The sequence below is a fragment of the Arthrobacter sp. LjRoot78 genome, assembly GCF_964254335.1.
GTDB lineage: Bacteria > Actinomycetota > Actinomycetes > Actinomycetales > Micrococcaceae > Arthrobacter.
The window spans coordinates 3,800,937-3,816,972 of sequence record NZ_CAXUTG020000001.1 but is presented as its reverse complement, the minus strand read 5'-3'; the positions used below and the strand labels follow the sequence as shown (position 1 = coordinate 3,816,972).

At 66.8% G+C, this 16,036-nt stretch carries 16 protein-coding genes; 8 read left to right on the top strand and 8 right to left on the bottom strand.

Features of this window, described 5'->3' with window-relative positions:
* Positions 1–31 precede the first annotated feature (31 nt).
* Positions 32–2,449, bottom strand: coding sequence for an HAD-IC family P-type ATPase (locus tag ACSQ1X_RS17740; RefSeq protein ID WP_436058628.1), 2,418 nt, complete (start codon positions 2,447–2,449; stop codon positions 32–34).
* Between the two features lie 142 nt (positions 2,450–2,591).
* Here ACSQ1X_RS17740 and ACSQ1X_RS17735 point away from each other — a divergent pair, with 142 nt between their 5' ends.
* Entirely contained in the window at positions 2,592–2,996 is a 405-nt protein-coding gene (locus ACSQ1X_RS17735; RefSeq protein ID WP_326951076.1) for a hypothetical protein, read from the top strand.
* A 4-nt stretch (positions 2,997–3,000) separates the two neighbouring features.
* On the opposite strand, the gene ACSQ1X_RS17730 is transcribed toward ACSQ1X_RS17735, so the two are convergent.
* Positions 3,001–3,744 carry a GAF and ANTAR domain-containing protein gene (locus ACSQ1X_RS17730; protein ID WP_055807333.1) on the bottom strand — a complete coding sequence of 248 codons (744 nt, stop codon included), beginning with the start codon at positions 3,742–3,744 and terminating at the stop codon, positions 3,001–3,003.
* A 387-nt stretch (positions 3,745–4,131) separates the two neighbouring features.
* On the opposite strand from ACSQ1X_RS17730, the gene ACSQ1X_RS17725 reads away from it, so the two are divergent.
* Positions 4,132–5,457, top strand: a complete 1,326-nt coding sequence (locus ACSQ1X_RS17725; RefSeq protein ID WP_436058627.1) for a phosphoribosyltransferase family protein — start codon at positions 4,132–4,134, stop codon at positions 5,455–5,457.
* Here ACSQ1X_RS17725 and ACSQ1X_RS17720 read toward each other — a convergent pair.
* Positions 5,427–6,488 (bottom strand): glycosyltransferase family 4 protein, encoded by a 1,062-nt coding sequence (locus ACSQ1X_RS17720; protein WP_436058626.1) that lies wholly within the window; start codon positions 6,486–6,488, stop codon positions 5,427–5,429. The two genes, ACSQ1X_RS17725 and ACSQ1X_RS17720, sit on opposite strands and share 31 nt — an antisense overlap.
* A gap of 358 nt (positions 6,489–6,846) precedes the next feature.
* Between ACSQ1X_RS17720 and ACSQ1X_RS17715 the strand changes: the two genes are divergently transcribed.
* Positions 6,847–8,517 (top strand): GAF domain-containing sensor histidine kinase, encoded by a 1,671-nt coding sequence (locus tag ACSQ1X_RS17715; protein ID WP_436058625.1) that lies wholly within the window; start codon positions 6,847–6,849, stop codon positions 8,515–8,517.
* 29 nt (positions 8,518–8,546) lie between these two features.
* Here the strand turns inward: ACSQ1X_RS17715 and ACSQ1X_RS17710 are convergent, their stop codons facing one another.
* From ACSQ1X_RS17710 to ACSQ1X_RS17700, 3 genes are all read right to left on the bottom strand, one after another.
* Entirely contained in the window at positions 8,547–9,185 is a 639-nt protein-coding gene (locus tag ACSQ1X_RS17710) for a response regulator (RefSeq protein ID WP_436058624.1), read from the bottom strand.
* Positions 9,166–9,879, bottom strand: coding sequence for a hypothetical protein (locus ACSQ1X_RS17705; protein WP_436058623.1), 714 nt, complete (start codon positions 9,877–9,879; stop codon positions 9,166–9,168). The genes ACSQ1X_RS17710 and ACSQ1X_RS17705 overlap by 20 nt, the downstream gene beginning before the upstream one ends.
* Before the next feature lie 131 nt (positions 9,880–10,010).
* Positions 10,011–10,490, bottom strand: coding sequence for a universal stress protein (locus tag ACSQ1X_RS17700; RefSeq protein WP_436058622.1), 480 nt, complete (start codon positions 10,488–10,490; stop codon positions 10,011–10,013).
* Between the two features lie 135 nt (positions 10,491–10,625).
* On the opposite strand from ACSQ1X_RS17700, the gene ACSQ1X_RS17695 reads away from it, so the two are divergent.
* From ACSQ1X_RS17695 to ACSQ1X_RS17675, 5 genes are all read left to right on the top strand, one after another.
* Positions 10,626–10,943 (top strand): DUF3040 domain-containing protein, encoded by a 318-nt coding sequence (locus ACSQ1X_RS17695; protein ID WP_055807317.1) that lies wholly within the window; start codon positions 10,626–10,628, stop codon positions 10,941–10,943.
* A gap of 13 nt (positions 10,944–10,956) precedes the next feature.
* Entirely contained in the window at positions 10,957–11,334 is a 378-nt protein-coding gene (locus ACSQ1X_RS17690; protein ID WP_436058621.1) for a hypothetical protein, read from the top strand.
* Between the two features lie 152 nt (positions 11,335–11,486).
* Positions 11,487–12,359 carry an NAD-dependent epimerase/dehydratase family protein gene (locus ACSQ1X_RS17685; protein ID WP_055807311.1) on the top strand — a complete coding sequence of 291 codons (873 nt, stop codon included), beginning with the start codon at positions 11,487–11,489 and terminating at the stop codon, positions 12,357–12,359.
* Between the two features lie 8 nt (positions 12,360–12,367).
* Entirely contained in the window at positions 12,368–13,399 is a 1,032-nt protein-coding gene (locus tag ACSQ1X_RS17680; RefSeq protein ID WP_436058620.1) for an aldo/keto reductase, read from the top strand.
* Positions 13,400–13,481: 82 nt separating this feature from the next.
* Entirely contained in the window at positions 13,482–14,303 is an 822-nt protein-coding gene (locus ACSQ1X_RS17675; RefSeq protein WP_436058619.1) for an NYN domain-containing protein, read from the top strand.
* Between the two features lie 9 nt (positions 14,304–14,312).
* On the opposite strand, the gene ACSQ1X_RS17670 is transcribed toward ACSQ1X_RS17675, so the two are convergent.
* Together ACSQ1X_RS17670 and mmsB are read right to left on the bottom strand one after the other, a co-directional pair.
* The gene (locus ACSQ1X_RS17670) at positions 14,313–14,528 is read right to left on the bottom strand and encodes a hypothetical protein (protein ID WP_436058618.1); all 216 of its coding nucleotides are present in this window, start codon (positions 14,526–14,528) and stop codon (positions 14,313–14,315) included.
* Positions 14,529–14,718: 190 nt separating this feature from the next.
* Positions 14,719–16,035 (bottom strand): multiple monosaccharide ABC transporter permease, encoded by a 1,317-nt coding sequence (gene mmsB, locus ACSQ1X_RS17665; RefSeq protein ID WP_436058617.1) that lies wholly within the window; start codon positions 16,033–16,035, stop codon positions 14,719–14,721.
* Position 16,036 lies beyond the last annotated feature (1 nt).

The window sequence follows — 16,036 nt, the reverse complement described above, 5'->3', positions numbered from 1 at the left end:
ATGCGTCCATGGCGCCGCGGCCGCCGCCCGGTCAAACATTGAGGCGGCGGCGTAACCGGAACACGAGCTCGACGGCGGCGCACCCGCCCAGCGCCGCCAGCAGGGCGGCATTGCGGAGGTGGTCCGGGGGCCACGAGATGCCGAAGAAGTCTGTGATGACCGGGACGGTGAGCAGCGCCAGCAGGCCTGCATACATGGAGGCGATGATGAGGAGACGCCAGCGGTTCAGCGGCCGGGAGAGCACCACGAGCACCCAGAGCGCCACGAGGGCGAGCACCATGACCGACCCGGTCCGCACGGAGTCCTCCCCGTACCCGCCTGCGATCGCCGCATAGGCATTCAGTGAAAGGACGGCCGCGGTGATGATGAGGCCGGCAGGGACAGCGAACGTCAGGGAGCGTTTGAGGAAGCCGGGCCTGTAGAGCCGGGTGTTTGGCATGAGTGCCAGGAAGAAGGCGGGGATGCCGATGGTGAGCCCGTCGGTGGCGGAGAGCTGTCGCGGCAGGAACGGAAAGCCCCACAGCAAACCGCCGAAGACCACCGAAAGGGCAATGGCATACGCTGTCTTGGCCAGGAACAACATGGAGACGCGCTCGATGTTGGCGATGACCCGCCTTCCCTCAGCCACGACGCCGGGAAGCCTGTCGAATCGGCCGTCCAGCAGCACCAGCCGGGAAACGGCCTTGGTCGCCGCGGCGGCGGTGCCCATGGCTATCCCGATGTCCGCCTCCTTCAGCGCCAGGGCATCATTGACTCCGTCCCCGGTCATGGCCACCACGTGGCCGCGGCTGCGCAGTGCAGCCACCATTGCCTTCTTTTGCGCGGGGGTGACCCGGCCGAACACCTTGTGGTCCCGCAGGACGTCCGCCATGAGCTCGGGATCTTCGGGCAGCTCGCGGGCATCGTAGCCGTCAGCGGAGTCCAGGCCCACGTCGCGGGCAATGGCCGCCACAGTCCGCGGATCATCACCGGAGATGATGCGGAGGTCGACGCCCTGCTCCCGGAAGTAGGCGAGGGTCGTGGCGGCGTCGGGCCGTATCTTTTCACGGAATGTCAGTAACGCGGCCGGCACCAGCGTCGACGGCAGGGCTGCATCCTCCGCTTCCCTGGCAGCCATGGGCCGCCCGGCATGGGCCAAAACAAGGGTCCGGAGGCCGGACGATGCCAGCCCGGCCGCAGAGGCCAGGGCCTGGACGTGTCCCGGGGTCGTGGCCTCGAGGACGAGTGCCGGGGCGCCCAGCACCCAGGCACCGGGCGCAGCCCCGTCGTTGAAACTGACGGCGCTCCATTTCCGGGACGACGCGAAGGGGACGGAGGATACCGGGCGGGGTCCGCTGTCGTACCTGAAGTCGGCGGCGAGGCAGCGGGCGGTGGCGTTTGCGTCGGCGTCGGCCCCGAACCAGCCCAGGGCCTCCTTCCACCCTTGCGCCGGTGCGGTGCCGGCGTCGTGCACGCCGTCGAAAATGATTCGTCCTTCAGTGAGGGTGCCGGTCTTGTCCAGGCAAAGCATGTCCACCCGGGCCAGCCCTTCCACCGCGGCCAGTTCCTGGATGAGGACCTCGTCCCGGGCGAGCCGCAGCCCGCCCAGCGCGAACGCGACGCTGGCCATCAGCACCAGGCCCAGCGGGATCATGGCGATGACGCTTGCCACGGCGCCCACAGCCGCGGTCTTCCATGTGCCTGTGTCCAGCGCCTGGCTCCAGCCTCCCTGGGCGTGCATCTCGCCGTTGACAACAATGGCCATGACAGGGAGGAGGCCCCACGTGATCCATCGCAGGACCCGGTTGAGGCCGGTGCGGATTTCCGAGTTAACCAGGGAAAAACGCTTGGCCGCCGTCGTAAGCTTGCCGGCGAAGGAGTCGTCCCCCACTCGGACAACCTGGGCCCTGCCTTGGCCGCCCACAACACTGGACCCGGCCAGGACCTCGGACCCCGGTGCTTTGTCCACGGGATTGGACTCGCCCGTGAGCAGCGATTCGTCGATTTCCAGCCCGTGGGCGTCGTACACGGCGGCGTCCGCGGGCACCTGGTCGCCGGCGAAGAGCAGGATGACGTCGTCAAGGACCACCTCGGCCGTCGGAATGTCCCGGATGGCGCCGTCCCTGAGTACCCGTGCGTGCGGGGAGTTCAGCACCGCAAGCCGGTCCAGCGACTTCTTGGCCCGGTATTCCTGGACCACCCCGATGACGGCGTTGCCGACGGCGGCGAACCCGAAGAGGGCATCCTGCCACTGCCCCAGGGCCAGGAGCAGCACGAAGCTGCCGGCCACAATGGCGTTGAACAGCGTCAGGACATTGGCGCGGAGGATGTCCCACAGGCTGCGGCTGGATGCGTTGGAGACCAGGTTGGTCAGCCCTCCGCGGACGCGTTCGGAGACGTCCGCACTGGACAGGCCGTTCCCGCGCCACTTGTCTTTGCCAAACAGGTGGGTGCGTTGCCCCGTTACCATGTGTGCTGCTCCCTTGGGCATGCCCCGCTCGTAGTAGTCCTTAGTGTGGCACGTCGGCAGTGTGGCACGGCGGATGTGGCCCGTGGCCCGCCCTGGAGCGGACGGCGGATGTGGCCCGTGAATGCGCGGGAAAGGTACCATCATGACCATGCCCGGAGTTCTCGACATTGCAGGTCCCATCCTGGAAGTGCTGACCTGGATTTGCCTGCCCGCCGGCCTCATCCTTCTGGTGGCCGTGGGGACGATGAGGCGTTTCGATGATCACTGGATCGAGTCGGAGGGCGTGGTTTATTCCGACGAGAGCGGTGTGGGTTTCCGCTGGTACGACCACCACTACCAGGTCCATAACGCGCCCATGTCCCCGCACGACATCAGGCATATGGCTCCGGGTGACGCCGTCACCATCCACTACGCCGTGAAGACGCCCACCCGCTGGCGGACCACTGCGCCGGAGGTCCGCGGCGAGGCTGCAGGGGTCCTGGGCTGGATCCTCAGCGGCATCGGGGCAGCAGCCCTGGTCATCGGATTCCTGCTGCCGATGTTTTGAACCGCTACAGCTCGAAGTGCGTCCTGGCCGGGCCCTGGCCCAGGGAATCGACAATGGCAGCAGCCACGCCGTGCAGTTTCACGTTGCGCGCACTTGAGGCCGCCTTCAGGAGCTCGAAGGCCTCCTCCTGGCTGCACCGGTTCTGGGCCATGATGATCCCGATGGCGACGTCGATCGCGGTGCGGGACTCCAGGGTTGCCTTGAGATTGGCCGCCGTTTCGCTGAAGTGGGCGAACCGCACCGCCAGCCGGAGGGCCATGGACGTCTGGCTGACAAAGTCCTCGGCGAGTTCCAGGACCTTGCCCTCGAACCGGCCGGGCCGGTGGGAATAGAGGTTCAGCGCCGCGCGGGTGTCGCCGTCGAGCTGGAACGGCACGGCGAGGATGGACCGGACGCCGTGCCCCAGGACCGTGTTGGAGTACTTGGGCCAGCGTTCATGGGCCCGGAGGTCCTTGATGTGCACGGTCACCTGGTCGCGGGAAGCGGTCATGCACGGGCCGTCGCCAAAGTCGTACTGGATTTCGTCCATCGCTTGGGCTTCCGGGCTGCTGCTGGCCACCGTTGCTGCCTTACGGTGCCGGAGCAGGGTAATCCCGCAGAGGACGGCATCCCCGGGCTCGGAAAGGCTGCGCGCGGAAACCCGTGCGAGTTCGTGAAGGAATTGCTCCACATCCGAGCTGTTCAACACCATTTCGTGCAGATGCTGGCTGATGGACGTTGCGGTGTTTGCGGTCGACTCGCTGGCCACGATGTTCTTGCTGCCGTTTCATTCAGGTCAAAACGACCCGGCAGCGCGGCCGTCCGCCGCGTCGGTGGCGACGCGGATGGCAGGCAGAGGGGACCGGATCGTAGAACTATCCAACGGCTCTCTGCTAAACCGTACCGGGAAATTATATACATCTGTTGCCGGGCTCCGGACGCGTGTGACAACGCGGCCGTGGCTGCCCTGGGCGGGCTGGCCGAAGGCCGCCAACGCCCCTGGAATCCGGGCCGAAAGTCCCTCCCAGCCAGCCGCCGCCTGCCGGATAGTTGGAGAAGAACGGCCGCCGAAGTCCCTCCCCGCATGCTGAAGTGCATACCCCTGGGTTGCCCGGACCCGCACGGCGGCCATGAGCCACGAGGCGAACGGCTGGCCATGAGCATTTTCGAGGACAGGGTTGAAGCGGGACGGCGGCTGGGGCAGCGCCTCGAATACCTTCGCGGCCAGGACATCGTGATCCTTGGGCTGCCCCGGGGCGGTGTTCCGGTGGCGTTCGAGGTGGCCGCGGCGCTGGACGCGCCGTTGGACGTGATTGTGGTGCGGAAGCTGGGCGTCCCGTTCCAGCCCGAGCTGGCCATGGGAGCCATCGGCGAAGGCGGTGCGCGGGTGCTGGACAAGCACATCATCTCCCATGTGCGCGTGACGGAATCCGAGCTTGCTGCCGTTGAAGAACGGGAGCGCGCCCTGCTCGAGTCGCGGGTGGCCCGGTTCAGGAAAGGGCGCACCCGCACCGAGCTTGCGGGCCGCACCGCCGTGATTGTCGACGACGGAATCGCCACCGGATCCACGGCCCGGGTTGCCTGCCGCATCGCCCGCCAGCTCGGCGCGGCAAAGGTGATCCTGGCGGTGCCGGTGGCGCCGGCGGACACCCTCGCGGACCTCACTGAACCGGACGAAATCGTCTGCCTGGCCACGCCCCGCCAGTTCACCGCCGTCGGGTACCACTACCGTGACTTTTCGCCCACGGGCGACGACGAAGTTGTGCTGTTGCTCGATGCGGCAGCGAAGCGGCTGCACAGCGCCCAGACCGTTGCCAACGGGACGGCCGTGGATGAGGACGTCCAGATCGAAGCGGGAGAGGCACAGCTCCAGGGGCACATGTTCCTGCCGGCGGCGGGGGCCGCCGTCGTGGTGTTCGCGCACGGAAGCGGCAGCAGCAGGCACAGCCCCCGTAACCGTTTTGTGGCGTCCTTCCTCCAGCGGGCGGGCCTGGGAACCCTGCTCCTGGACCTGCTCACTCCGGCCGAGGAACTCAACCGCGCCAATGTGTTCGACATCGCGCTGCTTGCCGGCCGGCTCACTGCGGCGACGGCGTGGCTCGGCGAGCGGCCGGACACCGCCCGAAGCCGCATCGGGTACTTCGGTGCCAGCACGGGAGCCGGTGCCGCTTTGTGGGCTGCGGCGGAACCCGGCGCCCGGATTGATGCCGTGGTGTCCCGGGGCGGCCGTCCGGACCTTGCCGGCCAGCGGTTGTCCGCCGTCCGCGCCCCCACCCTCCTGATCGTGGGCGGGGCCGACCGCGAGGTGCTGGAACTCAACCGCTGGGCCCAGGCGCTGCTGCGCTGTCCCAGCCAGCTGTCCGTTGTCCCGGGGGCAACGCACCTCTTCGAGGAACCCGGAACATTATCTGAAGCGGCGGCGCTGGCCAGGGACTGGTTCCTCCAACACCTTCAGCCGGGCGGGGAAGAGGCCGGGGACTGATTCAGGCGCCGGCCCCGCAGTATCTCCTCATACAAGGAGACGTGATCGGCCACCATCCGCCCCACGCTGAAGCGCAGCTCAGCGGCCCGGCGACAGGCAGTCCGGTCCAGTCCGGGGGCCAGGGCCAGGGCATCGGCCAGTTGATCGATGCCGGTCCGGAGGTAGCCGGTGACGCCGTCGTCCACGATTTCCGGTGCCGCCCCCGAACCGGTGCCCACCACGGGGGTGCCGGTTGCCAGCGCTTCGATCATCACCAGCCCGAAGGGCTCCGGCCACTGGATCGGGTTGAGGAACGCCACGGCACCGCCCATCAGCTGGTACTTTTCCGCCGCGGTGATTTCTCCGAGGAATTCCACTTCCGGCCCCAGGAGCGGGGCCACCTGGCTGTCGAAGAAGTCCTGTTCCTCCGGGCCCTGGATGCGGGCGGACATCAGCAGCCTGACGCCTGCCTGACGCGCGATCAGGATGGCCTCCCGCGGGCCCTTGTCCGGGCTCATCCGCCCGAGGAATGCCGCGTAGCCGCCGCTGCCGTCTCCCACCGGCACGGCGTCAACGTCGATACCGTGGTGGATCACCCGGGCGATCGGCACACCGGCGGCGTCAGCCGCCTGTCGATGCGAGATGGCCACCATGGCCACATCGGGTCCCATCAGCCGGTAGAGGTCGCCCAGTTGCGAGCTGAACGGCCCGTGGCTGGTGGTGACCACGGGCAGCGAGGCCGGGCGGTAGCGGAAGAAGGGGCCGGCCACCGTGTGGTCATGGACAAGGTCCACGTCCGTCAGGGCGGCATAGGCCAGGGCCACATGGTAGAGCTCGGCACCTGCGGACCAGGTGGCGGCCGATCCGGCGCTGGGTGGAGGCATGTCCGGCACCAAGGGAACCGGGCAGGTGCTTCCGGCCGGGGCGGCAAGCAGCACGTCGTGACCGGCGGCAACGAGTCCGCGGGCCAGCCCGTCCACCACCACTTCGGTGCCGCCGTAGCGGGGCGGGGGCACGTGCAGCCAGGGCGGAGCGATCAATCCGATTCGCACGTTGGGTCATCTCCTCGTATCCCGGGGACGCCGCGTTATTCCGCCAGTTCAGACTCCCAGCCGCGGCAAGGGTTTCCCAGTGCCTTTAGTCCCGTTACGCTGTCCCTTGAGCCACTGTGTCCGTCTTGGTACTGTGTTGGTATCAGTCTGGGGTTGATGCATTAGGAACTCGGTGAAGCAGTCCGCCGTGCGTGTCTCGCTGCCTTGGGGAGTCGCATGAGCCCGGACCTTCCGGTAGTTACGAAGTATCGGTCACATCAGCCCGCTGGCGGTGGCCTGAGCAGCCTTCCCTTGTTGGATGCGCCTGCATCCGCCGTAACCAACGGCGGCCGTCATAATCCCGGCGTTCGGTGGCCCCATGTGGCGTGAACCTATCCGGAGGCGCACCGAGGACCTGTTGCGCGACTTCGTGGCCCGGGCAGATGAACTGGTGCGTGCCCAGGACCAGATGCAGGGCCTGCTGGGCGCCGTGGTTTCACTCACTGAAGACCTTAGCCTCGAAGCTGTCCTGGACCGGGTGGTGCAGTCCGCCTGCGAGCTGGTGGGCGCGCGCTACGGCGCGCTGGGCGTGATCGACGGCGAGCACGAGCTCGGGCACTTCATCACGGTGGGAATCGACGACGACGGCGTGCGGCTGATCGGCGATCCCCCCTCGGGCCGCGGAGTCCTGGGGCACCTGATCCGCCAACCCGAGGTACTCCGGCTGGACGATCTCGGCGCACATGAGATGGCCAGCGGCTTCCCGCCCAACCACCCCGACATGAAGACTTTCCTTGGGGTGCCCGTCAGGGTCCGTGGTTCTGTCTTCGGAAACCTCTACCTGACAGAGAAGCTCGACGGCGGGCCGTTCACTGCAGAGGACCAGGAGCTCGCTTCGGCTTTGGCGGCGGCCGCCGGCGTTGCCATCGAGAACGCCCGGCTGTACGAGGACACCCGCCGGCGCCAACGTTGGCTGGAAGCCGGGCTGGAAGTCAGCGACCAGCTGAGTTCGGCGCTGTTCCCCGGCGAAACCGACAACCTGGACCTCGTCGCTGAGCGGGCACTGACGGTCTCGGATTCGATCCTGGCCGTGATTGCCTACCCGGATGCCGACGGAACGCAGCGGTGCCGGACGATGGTGGGTGTCCAGTCCCTTCCTGCCGGCCAGGAGTTGCCGGCATCCAAGGTCGTCGCTGACGTCCTTGATACAGGGCTGTCCGCTCTCGTGCGGGACCCCAACGAGGTTTTCGGGCCCGGAACGGACGAGAAACTTGGTTCGCTGCTGGTGGCTGCCCTGGGACGCAAGAGCAGCGAACGCGGCCTGTTGATCCTGGCACGTCCGGCAGGAGGCCCGCTGTACCTCCAGTCCGACCTGCAGTCCTCCGCCGTTTTTGGTTCGCGGGTGGGGCTGGCACTGGGGCTGGTCAGGGCGCGGCAGAGGCGGGAAGAACAGCTGTTGTCCACGGACCGCGACAGGATCGCGCGGGACCTGCACGATCTGGTTATCCAGCGGCTCTTCGGGGCGGGGTTGAGCATGCAGAGCCTGCGCCGGTACATCCCGGACCCCGTGGCCCAGGAACGCATCTCGGCCGTGACAGCCGAATTGGACAGCACCATTCATGAACTCAGGGACACCATCTACTCGATGCGGACGGGCCACGGGCAGAAGGAACCACTCACCGGCCTCATCATGCGGACCATCCACGAAGGGATCCGCAACTCGGAATTTTCACCCAAGGTCCAGCTGACGGGTCCTGTGGACGAAGCGGTTCCCGACGCCGTCGTGGAGCAGCTGCTGCCGGTGCTGTCCGAGGGGCTGAGCAACGCGGTGCGGCACTCAGGTGCCGACGAAATCGACATATCCCTTTCGGCCCAGCCGGACTGTGTGGAACTCAGGATTACGGACAACGGCTGCGGTTTCGAGAACCCCGAGCGCGTCAGCGGCATCGCCAACATGAAGCACCGGGCCATGGCCCTGGGCGGCGAGTGCTCCATCGAGAGCAGCCCCGGCCACGGTACCCGGCTGACCTGGACCGCCCCTTCAGTGTGACCCGGAAGCCGTGACCGCGGCAGCCGGCGTTAGCCGCGCAACTCGAAGCCCAGCTTCGTAAGGATTCCCGCCACCTGGAGTGTCACCGTGGCCCGGGCAAAGCGCGTTTCCTCGCTGATCTCGCGGTTGGTCATGCCCTGGCCCATGAGTGTGAGGACCCTGAGTTCCTGTGAGCTCAGCCGGCTGTGACGGCGGCTCACCTGCGTTTTGTACAGGCCTTCCATGACTTTGCGTTCGACGCCGGGCTCCAGCAGCGATTCGCCCGTGGCCACCCGGCGGATTCCCTCAAGGAGCGCGGTCCCGGGCAACTGCCGGAGCACATAGCCGGCCGCCCCGGCCAGTACCGCGCTGCTGAGGGCGTGGTCGTCGTCATAACTGCTCAGCAGCAGGCACCGGAGTCCAGGGTTGTCGGAGAGGATTTCCCGGCAGACTTCGATGCCGGTGCCGTCCGGGAGATGGGCTCCGATCACCACCAGGTCGGGGCTCAGCGCCGGGATGCTGCGGCTTGCCTCGGAGGCCGAGCCGCTCTCGCCAACCACGTCGAAGTGCGCCTCTTCGAGCAGTTCGCGCAGTCCCACCCGGACCAGGGCGTGGCTATCCAGGATGTATACGCGCGTCCCCCCAACAACGTCCTTCCCGATTGCTGGGTCAGTGGCCACCGTGAGCATCACCCAGTCCTTGCTTCATCGGATCGGCGACGGCCCCGCCCGTATGCCCGCTGCCGCTTCGGCGGTTGTGGAATGCGTAGTACAGCAGATAGGCGCCGGCCAGCAGCGGCACCACCGCAGTCAGGTACTCCACGGTGCGGAAGGTGACGGTGGCTTGAATGGCAAAGGCCAGCCCTAGGGTGGCCAGCACGGCGGCCGGAATCAGGGGCCATTTCATCCGCTCCGGGGTGAACGACACCGTGGCGAAGGTTGCGGCGAGCCCCAGGAACAGCACGGCGGCCACCGGCGTTCCGTCCAGCCCCTGCGGCAATGCCACGATCAAGGCGAGCGTGAGCATGACACCGCACGGAATCAGCGCCCACCAGTTGGCCCGCTCCCGGAAGTACACTGCCGCGAAGCCGGCGGAGAGGAAGAGAAAGAATATCGAGCCCGGCCAGTCGCCCGCAGAGCCGGGCCACAGCTGCGTGGTGGTGACCACCGCGGCCAGCCCCAGGAGGGCAAACCCCGGGACGGCCGCCCACCAGTTCGCGCGGCTCCTGAGAAACACCGCCAGGAAGGCGGCGCCGGATGTGCCGAAGATCAACGGCCACACCAGCAGTGCGGTGTCAAGGACACGCAGGGCGTCCAGCAGTAACAGGACGCCGGAAAGCAGGAGGACTGCGCCTGCGATGATGCTCGCAGTTGCTGCTTTCATGACGACGCTCCCGGGACTTGGCACGCGGTGATTGCCGCGCTCATGCATTCAGGTTAGGGCTTGAACGAGAACCGGGAGCAGGGCACAAAGTCACTGAACGCCCTGGGGTTCCGCAGGGGAGACGCCCGGCTTCACCCGGCCGTTGGACCCGGTTCCGGTTCGGCCACTTTGGAGTCCTGGCCCACCACCAGGACGGGGCAATGCGCATGTGCGGCGCAGGCTCCGCTCACGGATCCCATGACCTGGGAGAGGAAACCGCCTTCGCCGCGCCGGCCCACCACCAGCAATTGGGCATCGCGGCTTTCATCCACCAGGGTCTTTGCCGGCGGCCCGAACTTCACCGTGCGGGACAGCCGCGCCGGAGGAGATGCCCCGAAGGCCCTCTCGATGGCCTGGTCCACCAGGCGCTTCGCTGTTTCCTCGAGTTCCTCCATGCTGGGCACGCGCCCGGCAGGCATGTGGGAGGCGAGGTAGAAATCGGAGGTTCCGAGGCACGTGATGACCTCCAGCGGGGCGTTGAGGCTGCCGGCCATCCGTCCGGCGAGCTGCAGCGCAGCCGTGGAGAATTCAGAGCCGTCCACGCCCACCACAATGCGTTCTTCAGTGTTCATGGGCTCCAGCGTGCGCCTACCCGGGACGCCTTGCCTAGGGTCCAAAGACACCGCGATCCGTCCGTGACTTTTGGCTCTATTGACTTAAGCGCCGCATGGACGATCCTTAATATCAATCCGGTTCGGAGGTCAACGATGCCGCTTTCTGAACATGAAAGGGACGTCCTCAGGCAGATGGAGCAGTCGCTTCACGAGGATGATCCGCAATTCGCCGCGCGCATGGAGGGCCAGTCGTGGTCATTGATGCGGCGCGTAGTCCTCGGTGCCCTGTGCGTGGTCTGCGGATTCCTTGCGGTGATCGCGGGCGCCGTCGTACAGCTTATGTACTTGGGCGTCGCCGGGTTTGCCGTGATGGTTGCCGGCGGCTACTACGCCTCCCTGGGCTTCAGTCCGAGCCGGCTTCCGTTCGGGCGCCCGAGCATGGGCCTGCCGGGCCAGTCACAGCACATCTGACGAGCCTGCACCGATGACTTCACGCAGCCGGGTGCCCGCGGCCGCCCCGGATTCCGGACGCTCCCTCCCTGGCCGCCGGCTTCTGCGCTGGGCCTGGATCGCCGTTGCGGCCATTCCCGTCGCGTTCATGGCCGGCATGGTCCTCGGCGAAGGGCTGCTCGCACTGCAGGGTTACGACAGCGGGGACCCGCTACCTCCGGGCGTCATCGTGAGCGCGGCGGGACCCGCCCTGCTGCTGATCCTGGCACCGGAGCTGGCTGCGGCGGTGCTCGGATTCAGGGCGCGTGGCCGAGGCGAGGCGTCGGGCATCATTCCGGCAGTCATCGGCATCGTGGCGGCCGCCTTCACCCTCATCACCAACACCCTTCCCCTGTTGCTCCGGCTTGGCTGAAGTCCGCCGGCGGGCGGGGACGTTCTTTCCTAGGACTCAGAGGGCCAGCCAAATGGGCTGCATCCGTGCAGCGGCGCCTCTAGGGTGGAATGACGACGGCGGCAGGCAGTTGCGGACGACCGGCCGCCGACAACTACCCAGAGGAGTTCCTGATGAGAGTTGCTGTTACCGGCGGAAGCGGAAAGCTGGGCAGGAGCGTGGTGCGCCGGCTTTCCGAGGACGGCCATGACGTCCTGAACCTGGACCGCACGGGCACCAGGGGCCGCGGCTTCACCGAGGTGGACCTGCGCAACTACGGGCAGGTCCTGGACGTGATCCTTGGCCTCGACGACCGTCACGGGGGATTCGACGCGATCGTGCACCTGGCGGCCATTCCGGCTCCGGGCCATGCGCCGGACGCGGCCACCTTCGAGAACAACATGCTCGCCACCTACAACGTCTTCCAGGCTGCCCGCCGGGCCGGAGTCAAAAAGCTGGTCTACGCCTCCAGCGAGACGGTGCTGGGACTTCCGTTCGACGTCGATCCTCCCTACATCCCCGTGGACGAGGAATACCCGGCCCGGCCGGAAAGCACGTACTCCCTGGTCAAACACCTGGAGGAACAGCTGGCCATCCAGCTCACACGCTGGGATCCGGAATTGAGCATCACCGGCCTGCGCTTTTCCAACGTGATGGACCCGGAGGACTACGAGGATTTTCCCTCCTTCGACTCCGACGCCACGCTGCGCAAATGGAACCTGTGGGGCTACATCGACGGCCGGGACGGCGCGCAGGCGGTGGCCCGCGCACTGGAGAACGCCCGGCCCGGGTTCGAGGCGTTCATCATTGCCAACGAAGACACGGTCATGAGCCGGTCCAGTGCCAGCCTCGCGGCCGAAGTCTTCCCGGGCGTCAAGGTGGTCAAGGAACTCGGCGAACACGAAACGATGTTGTCCATCGACAAAGCCAAGCGCCTCCTGGGATTCGCTCCGGAGCACACCTGGCGCACGTACCACTCGAACCGCACCACGCCCACCGAGGACTGAGGAGAACTATGCAATACCGCACACTAGGCAACAGCGGCGCCGTCGTATCCAACTACGCGTTGGGAACCATGACCTTCGGCGCCGAAGCCACCGAGGAAACGTCCTTCGCCATCCTCGACGACTACTTCGCCGCAGGCGGCAACTTCATTGATACCGCTGACGTCTACAGCCAAGGGGTTTCCGAGCAGATCATCGGGCGCTGGCTGGCTGCCCGTCCCGAGGTCAGGGACCGCGCCGTCCTCGCCACCAAGGGCCGCTTTCCCATGGGCCAGGCACCGAACGACCTCGGAACCTCCCGACGCCACCTCACCCGGGCCCTGGATGACTCGCTGCGCCGCCTCGGCGTCGAACAGATCGACCTGTACCAGATGCACGCGTGGGATCCCATCACGCCGCTGGAGGAGACGCTGCGCTTCCTGCATGACTCGGTCAGCAGCGGAAAGATTGCCTACTACGGCTTCTCCAACTTCCTGGGCTGGCAGCTGACCAAGGCGGTGCACCTCGCCAAGGCCCACGGCTGGAGCGCGCCGGTGACGCTGCAGCCGCAGTACAGCCTGCTGGTCCGGGAGATTGAGTCGGAGATTGTTCCGGCGTCGCTGGACGCGGGGATCGGCCTGCTCCCGTGGTCCCCGCTGGGCGGCGGCTGGCTCTCCGGGAAGTACAAGCGCGACGAGGCACCGGAGGGGGCCACCCGGCTGGGCGAGAATCCCAAGCGAGGCATGGAAGCCTGGCAGGCCCGCAACGACGATCCGCGGACGTGGGAGGTCATCGGAACCGTTGAGAAGATCGCCGCGGACCACGGAGTGAGTGCCTCGCAGGTAGCGCTGGCGTGGCTGGCGGACCGCCCGGCAGTGACGTCGGTGATCCTGGGGGCCCGCACCACCGAGCAGCTGGCGGACAACCTTGCCGCTGCGGACCTTGAACTGACTGAGGAGGAAACCCGGCGGCTCACGGAGGCCAGCCGGCCCCGGGTAGGCGTGTACCCGTACGGTCCCATGGCCCAGGAGCAGCGCAGCCGGAAGATCGAAGGCGGCCGCTAGCCAGCAACGGCGGGGCCCCGCCGCTTCGGGCCCCGCCGGGGGATAGGATCTGTTTACTATTCGCTGGGGGAGGACGGTAAACGTGGCAGGATCGCGGCAGCGGAACGTGGCTATTTTCCTGGACATGGAGAATCTCTTCGGCGGGTACGGGAACGACGTCACCTCCGTGCCGCTGGCGAGGGTGGTGCGTGACATTGAAAAGGTCGTTGGGGACACGGGCCTTGGCGGGCAAACGGCGCTGGCGCGTGCATATGCCAACTGGGGCAGGCCGGACATGGCCGGGTACCGGAGCCAGCTGCTGGCCCACAACATCAAGCCCGTCCAGATTTTCTCGTTTGACCAGAGCAGCAAGAACGCCGCGGACATTGAGCTGGTGGTCGACGCACTTGAAGTGGCCGCGGACATGCCGTGGATTGAGCTTTTTGTGATCGTCAGCGGCGACGGTGACTTCGTCCCGCTCCTGCGGCGCCTGCATGCGCTCGGAAAACGTTCACTGGTTGCCACAACGTCCCAGCCGAAGGCCGGCGTGGTGAACAAGGTCCTGCAGTCGGTGGCCGACCATTTCCATGTCATCGACATCCCGGCGCCGGCCGGGCCGGCTGCCAAGACGCCCGCCGCGAAATCGGCGCCGGCCGGGCCGGCGAAAAAGAAAGCCGGAGCGCCGCACACCGAGCTTGAACTCTACAAAGCCAGTGTCCATGCGTTCCTCAAGGACGATCCCACCCTCTGGGTGAAAGGCTTGGTCAACGTGGGCCGCCTCGGCCAGCTCCTGCGGGGCCGCTGGCCCAACGTGACCTACAAGACCTTCGGCTACAAAACCCTGACGGCGTTTGCCGAGGAAGGCTGCGGACTCAAAGTGACCAACACGCCCGCCACCGGATCGGCGGCCGGCGCCAAAGCGTGACCGCGTCCCTCAGCTGACGGGAACAACCTGGTAGCCGTCGTCCTTGGACACCAATTGCCGGCCGTGGTTGCCGTCGAACCGCAGCCACATGACGGCCGAATCCCGGGTGGCGTCTTCCACCTCGCCGGTGCGCACCATCCGGCCGTCGAGCCGAAGTTCAACCCGGCTGCCAATCAGCTGCTGCCAGTCGTCGGCTGTCCCGGGCTCGGGGATGGAGGCAGTCATTCCAGGTCCTTCTCTGTGATCGCTAACAGTTATGGAATGCTATCCGCGCCGGAACTGTGAAGCAAATCACATTTCCGGTGTGGGCGGGTTCTGCGGGCCAAGCGGGGCGGCCGGCCTTCGTGCCGGAAGAAGCACAAGCAGGGGCCGACGGCGGCAGTTGCCTGCCGCCGTCGGCCCCGGGGGGACTCTGTCAGGAGTTCCGCACGGTGCTTTCCTGCCGGGAGCTGGCGGGGACGGCGACCGGGCGGTCCGCTGCGGTCTCCGCGCTTTCTGCAGCAGCCGGAGGCGTGGTCTTCAGCTTGAACCGCGTGCGGAGGGCGCTTCCTCCGCCGCGACCGCTCCGGTTCTTGTTGAAGATGTCGAAGCCGACGGCGAGGAGGAGGACCAGGCCCTTGATGAGCTGCTGGTAGTCGGTGCCGAGGCCCAGGATGGACATGCCGTTGTTAAGCACGCCCATGATCAGCCCGCCGATCATGGCTCCGGCCACGGTGCCGATGCCGCCCTGCACCGCGGCGCCGCCGATGAAGGCCGCCGCGATGGAGTCAAGCTCGAACCCGGTGCCGCCTGCGGGCTGGGCCGAGTTAAGGCGGGCTGTGAAGACGAGGCCTGCAAGGGCCGCCAGGACTCCCATGTTGACGAAGAGCCGGAAGGTGACGGCCTTGGTCTTAATGCCGGAGAGTTCCGCTGCATGGAGGTTCCCGCCGATGGCGTAGGTGTGCCGGCCGAAGATGCTGTTGTTCATCAGGGCGGAGTAGATGATCACCAGGGCCGCGAGCACGATGAGGACGATCGGGGTTCCGCGGTAGCTCGCCAGCAGGAAGGTGATGATCAGCATCAGCAAGGCGATGAACGCAGTCTTTACGGCGAACCAGGCCATAGGTTCGTTCTCCAGGTTGAACTTCCGGCGGACGCGACGCTCCTTGATGGCCTGGAAGAGGATGGCCGCGGTGCCTCCGACGCCGAGGATGACGGTGAGCCATTCGAGTACGGACGTGCCCCCGCTGATGTCCGGGAGGAAGCCGCCGCCGAGTGCGCGGAGTTCGTCCGGAAACGGGGTGATCTGCTGGTTCTTGAGGGTGATCAGCGTCAGGCCGCGGAAGATCAGCATGCCTGCCAGAGTGACGATGAAGGCCGGAATGCCGACGTAAGCGATCCAGTATCCCTGCCACGCGCCGACGAGTGCGCCGACCAGCAGGCAGGCGGGGATTGCGATCCACCATGCCCAGCCCCAGTGGACGATCATCACGCCCGATACGGCACCGATGAAGCCCGCAATGGAGCCGACGGACAGGTCGATGTGGCCGGCGATGATGACCATCACCATGCCGATGGCCAGGATCAGGATGTAGCTGTTCTGGACCACGAGGTTGGTGACGTTCTGGGGCTGCAGCAGGATACCGTCGGTGAGGACCTGGAAGAGCAGGACGATCAGGATCAGGGCGACGAAGATGCCGACCTGGCGGAGGCGGCTTCCGAGGAAGCCGAGGGATTCTCGGAGGGCGGACATG

What these genes read in the sequence shown, in the direction of transcription:
- ACSQ1X_RS17740 (WP_436058628.1), bottom strand. Translation starts at nt 2,449, where the DNA reads ATGGTAACGGGGCAACGCACCCACCTGTTTGGCAAAGACAAGTGGCGC.
- ACSQ1X_RS17735 (WP_326951076.1), top strand. Translation starts at nt 2,592, where the DNA reads ATGACCATGCCCGGAGTTCTCGACATTGCAGGTCCCATCCTGGAAGTG.
- ACSQ1X_RS17725 (WP_436058627.1), top strand. Translation starts at nt 4,132, where the DNA reads ATGAGCATTTTCGAGGACAGGGTTGAAGCGGGACGGCGGCTGGGGCAG.
- ACSQ1X_RS17715 (WP_436058625.1), top strand. Translation starts at nt 6,847, where the DNA reads ATGTGGCGTGAACCTATCCGGAGGCGCACCGAGGACCTGTTGCGCGAC.
- ACSQ1X_RS17710 (WP_436058624.1), bottom strand. Translation starts at nt 9,185, where the DNA reads ATGCTCACGGTGGCCACTGACCCAGCAATCGGGAAGGACGTTGTTGGG.
- ACSQ1X_RS17705 (WP_436058623.1), bottom strand. Translation starts at nt 9,879, where the DNA reads ATGAAAGCAGCAACTGCGAGCATCATCGCAGGCGCAGTCCTCCTGCTT.
- ACSQ1X_RS17700 (WP_436058622.1), bottom strand. Translation starts at nt 10,490, where the DNA reads ATGAACACTGAAGAACGCATTGTGGTGGGCGTGGACGGCTCTGAATTC.
- ACSQ1X_RS17695 (WP_055807317.1), top strand. Translation starts at nt 10,626, where the DNA reads ATGCCGCTTTCTGAACATGAAAGGGACGTCCTCAGGCAGATGGAGCAG.
- ACSQ1X_RS17690 (WP_436058621.1), top strand. Translation starts at nt 10,957, where the DNA reads ATGACTTCACGCAGCCGGGTGCCCGCGGCCGCCCCGGATTCCGGACGC.
- ACSQ1X_RS17685 (WP_055807311.1), top strand. Translation starts at nt 11,487, where the DNA reads ATGAGAGTTGCTGTTACCGGCGGAAGCGGAAAGCTGGGCAGGAGCGTG.
- ACSQ1X_RS17680 (WP_436058620.1), top strand. Translation starts at nt 12,368, where the DNA reads ATGCAATACCGCACACTAGGCAACAGCGGCGCCGTCGTATCCAACTAC.
- ACSQ1X_RS17670 (WP_436058618.1), bottom strand. Translation starts at nt 14,528, where the DNA reads ATGACTGCCTCCATCCCCGAGCCCGGGACAGCCGACGACTGGCAGCAG.
- mmsB (WP_436058617.1), bottom strand. Translation starts at nt 16,035, where the DNA reads ATGTCCGCCCTCCGAGAATCCCTCGGCTTCCTCGGAAGCCGCCTCCGC.